Origin of the sequence: Buttiauxella brennerae ATCC 51605 (assembly GCF_001654925.1) — a bacterium.
Taxonomy (GTDB): domain Bacteria; phylum Pseudomonadota; class Gammaproteobacteria; order Enterobacterales; family Enterobacteriaceae; genus Buttiauxella; species Buttiauxella brennerae.
The window spans coordinates 1-4837 of sequence record NZ_LXER01000037.1; the positions used below are offsets into that span (position 1 = coordinate 1).

Sequence of the window (4837 nt, forward strand, 5' to 3'; positions counted from 1 at the left end):
CCAAATAAGTGAAAAGCCCTGTACTGACGTACAGGGCTTTTTGCTGTCTGTAATTTATGCGATCACCCGTCATACCCGCCTCTGAGCAAGCCAACCCCTACCATATAAGGTAAACTAACCGGGTTTACACTCAGGAAAGATACCCAACATGAGCACTTCTCTTAAACCTTTCAATACATTCGGTATTCAGGCTAATGCTTCACGTATTGTCATTGCTGAAACCGTGCAACAATTAAAGGATGCCTGGAGTGAAGCAGTGGCAGAAAATATGCCAGTGTTGATTCTGGGCGAGGGGAGTAACGTTCTCTTTCTTGAGGATTATTCCGGCACGGTAATTATCAACCGTATTTCAGGTATAGAAGTGACGGAAGAAAATGATGCGTGGTATCTGCATGTGGGTGCAGGTGAAAACTGGCATCATCTGGTTGAAAATACCTTACAACAAGGAATGCCTGGGCTTGAAAACCTGGCTTTAATTCCAGGATGCGCCGGATCTTCACCGATTCAAAATATTGGCGCGTATGGTGTTGAGCTTAAAAATGTCTGCCATTACGTTGATTGCGTTGATTTAATCAGCGGTGAGATACATCGCTTGAATAATTCAGAGTGCCAGTTTGGCTATCGTGACAGTATTTTTAAGCATGAATATCAGAACCACTATGCAATCATTGCCGTGGGATTACGTTTGCCAAAACAATGGCAGCCAGTATTAAGTTATGGTGACTTAGCCCGTCTTGATGCTGAAAATGTCACCCCTCAGGAAGTATTTGATGCAGTTTGCCATATGCGCATGACAAAACTTCCGGACCCACATGTTAATGGCAATGCGGGAAGCTTTTTCAAGAATCCAGTCGTTGATGCCGAACAGGCTGCTGTACTACTTGCGGCTTTCACTAACATTCCACACTATCCTCAGCCCGACGGCTCAATAAAACTGGCGGCAGGTTGGCTGATCGATCAGTGCCAGTTGAAAGGCTACAAGGTAGGTGGTGCGACAGTGCATCAACAACAAGCTTTGGTATTGATAAATGAGAGTGGTGCTTCAAGTCTGGATGTTGTGGGTTTAGCGCATCTTGTTCGTCAGCGTGTTGGGGAGAAATTTAATGTGTGGCTAGAACCTGAAGTTCGTTTCATCGGAACATGTGGTGAAGTTAGTGCAGTGGAGACAATTGCATGAAAGATAATACAGTCCCACTCACGCTGATTAGTATCCTGGCCGATGGTGAATTCCACTCTGGTGAGCAGCTTGGCGAGCAGCTCGGCATGAGTCGTGCGGCCATAAATAAGCACATTCAAACTCTAAGAGACTGGGGAGTGGATGTTTTTACCGTCCCAGGGAAAGGCTATAGCCTCCCGGATCCTATCCAGTTACTGAATGAAGAGCTGATAAAATCGCAAATTAAAACCGGCTCAGTTGCTGTGTTACCTGTCATTGATTCGACTAACCAATATTTACTCGATCGTATTGAAACACTTCAGTCCGGTGATGCATGCATTGCTGAATATCAGCAGGCTGGTCGAGGGCGCCGGGGTCGACAATGGTTTTCACCTTTTGGGGCTAATCTTTATCTTTCTATGTTCTGGCGACTCGAACAAGGTCCCGCAGCTGCGGTCGGCCTAAGCCTTGTCATCGGAATTGTCATGGCTGAAGTTCTGCGTGAATTAGGTGCTGAAGATGTCCGGGTGAAATGGCCAAATGATCTGTATTTAAACGATCGCAAGCTCGCTGGCATTTTGGTCGAGTTGACGGGTAAAACCGGCGATGCAGCACAGATTGTTATTGGTGCCGGAATCAATCTCGCCATGCGCAATGTGGCAACTGATGTGATTAATCAAAGCTGGATTAACCTTCAGGAAGCCGGAATTAATATAGACCGCAATGCATTAGCTATCAGAATCATAAAAGAATTGCGTAAAGCATTACACCTTTTTGAAGAAGAAGGATTAACTCCTTTCTTACCTCGCTGGGAATCACTTGATAACTTTATAAACCGCCAGGTTAAACTAATTATTGGCGATAAAGAAATTCATGGTATTTCAAGAGGGATTAATGAGCAAGGTGGTTTGCTATTAGAACAAGATGGGGTTATTAAACCCTGGGTCGGTGGGGAAATATCTCTGCGTGGAATTAATTAATATAAACGGGGGGTAACTCCCCCCATTTATTATTTCCGGAGCCTCACACACTCAACTTCATGATTTGCACTTTTCGTCATAATCAAGCTGGCGCGCTCACGCGTTGGAAGTATATTTTCTTTTAAATTCAGCCAGTTGATCTCTTTCCAAAGTTGAAGGGCAACATTCACCGCCTCATCTTCTGAAAGCTTCGCATAACTGTGGAAATAAGAATCCGGGTCAGTAAACGCACCTTCCCTGAACTTCAGGAAGCGAGTGATATACCAATCTTGCAGCAGCTCTTCTGGCGCATCGACATAAATCGAGAAGTCGACAAAATCAGATACAAACACATGATGTGGGTCGTGTGGGTAATCCATGCCGCTTTGCAAAACATTTAATCCTTCAAGGATTAAAATATCAGGCTGAGCAACAGTCTTATCACCCTCTGGAATAACATCATAAATAAGATGAGAGTAAACCGGGGCCGTCACATTCGGCGCCCCTGATTTAATATCAGAAACAAACTTCACCAACCGATGCATATCATAGGATTGCGGGAATCCCTTTTTCTTCATCAGATTGCGTTCTTTCAACACTTTATTCGGATGAAGAAAACCATCAGTAGTAATCAATTCCACGCGGCGGTGTTCAGGCCAGCGGCTAAGCAGCGCTTGTAACACGCGAGCCGTGGTACTTTTACCTACCGCAACACTTCCGGCGATACTAATGACGTAAGGAATACGCTGGCCATTAGTGCCCAGAAATTGCTCTAACACAGCCTGGCGGCGTAGGTTTGAACTGATATAAAAATTCAATAGACGTGAAAGCGGCAGATAAATTTCGGCCACTTCCTCTAACGAGAGATCCTCATTGATACCTTTCAACCGGGCGATTTCACCTTCGGTCAGCGTCATCGGTACCGAGTCACGCAAGGCTGCCCATTGGTTGCGGTTGAACTGCATATAAGGAGTCGTCAACATTTGCTCTTTATTACTCATAAGCATGCTTCTGCCTGTAATTCAGGACAAAAATGAACGTAGTACGCAGACTGAGAAAAGTAGACTCATCTCAGGTAATCAAAGGCGTGCAACGTATATTACTTTTCACAATGGGCAGGAGGGTAACACCAGATGAGGGATAATAATAAGAAAAAAAGAACGCGGCGATGCTTTCAGTGGAAAGCATCGCGTTGTTGCGGGCTTTTAACTCGCTATGCGTTGCATAAATTGATTAACGGCGAATAAGCGTTTGTAGTAGATGACTGCGGGATGGTAATAACCGTCCGGCGAACAAATATAGTCGGGCAATTCGCCCAGGCAGCGATAACCTTGTGCACGATAGAACGCCTCGGCAGGCGTGCTCGCTTGTATGTCGAGGCATAGTAAACCTCGGTGATGCGTAATGGCTGCTTTCTCCATGGCGGCAATAAGCTGTTTCCCTATGCCTTGCCGGCGTGCCTGGCGATGGACAAGCAAACATTTAGGAACCGCTCTGTTCAGTCCGTCGGACTCATTACACAGTTCAAGACGTACTGAACCTAAAAGGCCACGCTCATCGCGGGCAATCCACATTAGCTGCTCTCCTTTATCAAGTGCTCCACGTAACCGGTAAAATGCGCTTTCGGCATCTTCACGCGAAGTTCCTGGCTGATAACCCACGGATGCACCACTTTCTATAGAGTCTAATAGTAATGATCCAAGCTCTCTGCAATACACGGGCAAGGTAGCTGCGTTTAAAGGAACAATTTTCATAGTGCATCCTCCGTCGTGGGCATATGACTATCAAGCAAGAAGCGATCCAATGCCTCAGTAATAGAGAAGACAGCGGTTTCAAAGCAAATGAATGGTGGTTTGTAGAGGGGGAATGCATTAAAAGAGGGCCGTTTGCACGTTGTAGGTGCAAAAGAAGAGTGTGCGAACGTCGTTTGTAAAAACTGACGCTGCTTTTAACGCTCAAAAACACTCCAGAATGTCGATTAAATAATCATTTTTACGTGCTATCGCGCAAAATATAAGCGTCAGTGCGTTTTCTTTAATTTTTTTGTTGCATCGAAGGGCCAGTCTCCCTAGAATGCGCGCTACTTGATGCCGACTTAGCTCAGTAGGTAGAGCAACTGACTTGTAATCAGTAGGTCACCAGTTCGATTCCGGTAGTCGGCACCATCAAGTGCTTGGTGGGGTTCCCGAGCGGCCAAAGGGAGCAGACTGTAAATCTGCCGTCATCGACTTCGAAGGTTCGAATCCTTCCCCCACCACCATTTTCAGGCCGCGCTATGCGTAGCCCGAGGCGACGAGATCCAACAAGTCGACTCGAATACTGAGGAGCCTCTCCTTAGTTGAAACAGAATTCAAGCAGGTAGCCGAGTTCCAGAGATGCGGGCATCGTATAATGGCTATTACCTCAGCCTTCCAAGCTGATGATGTGGGTTCGATTCCCACTGCCCGCTCCAGATGTGCTGATATAGCTCAGTTGGTAGAGCGCACCCTTGGTAAGGGTGAGGTCGGCAGTTCGAATCTGCCTATCAGCACCACCTCCTTTATCCTCCCTGTTTCTCTTCTGTTAATGAATTCAACAAATTCAGGCTTTCGCCTGGTTGATGTGGTGATATCACCGATTTATCCGTGTCTTAGAGGGACAATCGATGTCTAAAGAAAAATTTGAACGTACAAAACCGCACGTCAACGTCGGTACTATCGGCCACGTTGACCATGGTAAAACC

Annotated in this window: 5 protein-coding genes and 4 tRNA genes; 7 read left to right on the forward strand and 2 right to left on the reverse strand. The window is 46.1% G+C overall.

What is annotated here, in order from left to right:
* Nucleotides 1-148: 148 nt before the first annotated feature.
* Together murB and birA are read left to right on the forward strand one after the other, a co-directional pair.
* Nucleotides 149-1177 (forward strand): UDP-N-acetylmuramate dehydrogenase, encoded by a 1029-nt coding sequence (gene murB, locus M975_RS20075; protein ID WP_064561661.1) that lies wholly within the window; start codon nt 149-151, stop codon nt 1175-1177.
* On the forward strand, nt 1174-2136 hold the full coding sequence (gene birA / locus M975_RS20080) for a bifunctional biotin--[acetyl-CoA-carboxylase] ligase/biotin operon repressor BirA (RefSeq protein WP_064561662.1): 963 nt from the start codon (nt 1174-1176) through the stop codon (nt 2134-2136). The genes murB and birA overlap by 4 nt, the downstream gene beginning before the upstream one ends.
* Before the next feature lie 29 nt (nt 2137-2165).
* On the opposite strand, the gene coaA is transcribed toward birA, so the two are convergent.
* Both coaA and M975_RS20090 read right to left on the reverse strand, forming a co-directional pair.
* A complete protein-coding gene (gene coaA / locus M975_RS20085) occupies nt 2166-3116 on the reverse strand; it encodes a type I pantothenate kinase (RefSeq protein ID WP_064561664.1) in 951 nt (316 codons plus the stop codon).
* Nucleotides 3117-3320: 204 nt separating this feature from the next.
* Nucleotides 3321-3869 (reverse strand): GNAT family N-acetyltransferase, encoded by a 549-nt coding sequence (locus tag M975_RS20090; protein ID WP_064561663.1) that lies wholly within the window; start codon nt 3867-3869, stop codon nt 3321-3323.
* Nucleotides 3870-4204: 335 nt separating this feature from the next.
* Between M975_RS20090 and M975_RS20095 the strand changes: the two genes are divergently transcribed.
* From M975_RS20095 to M975_RS23460, 5 genes are all read left to right on the forward strand, one after another.
* Nucleotides 4205-4280 (forward strand) — tRNA-Thr (locus tag M975_RS20095).
* A gap of 10 nt (nt 4281-4290) precedes the next feature.
* Nucleotides 4291-4375: transfer RNA gene (locus M975_RS20100), tRNA-Tyr, on the forward strand.
* Between the two features lie 117 nt (nt 4376-4492).
* A tRNA-Gly gene (locus M975_RS20105) sits at nt 4493-4567 on the forward strand.
* Between the two features lie 5 nt (nt 4568-4572).
* A tRNA-Thr gene (locus tag M975_RS20110) sits at nt 4573-4648 on the forward strand.
* A 111-nt stretch (nt 4649-4759) separates the two neighbouring features.
* The coding region (locus tag M975_RS23460) for an elongation factor Tu (protein ID WP_001738555.1) at nt 4760-4837 on the forward strand (78 nt) is incomplete at its 3' end.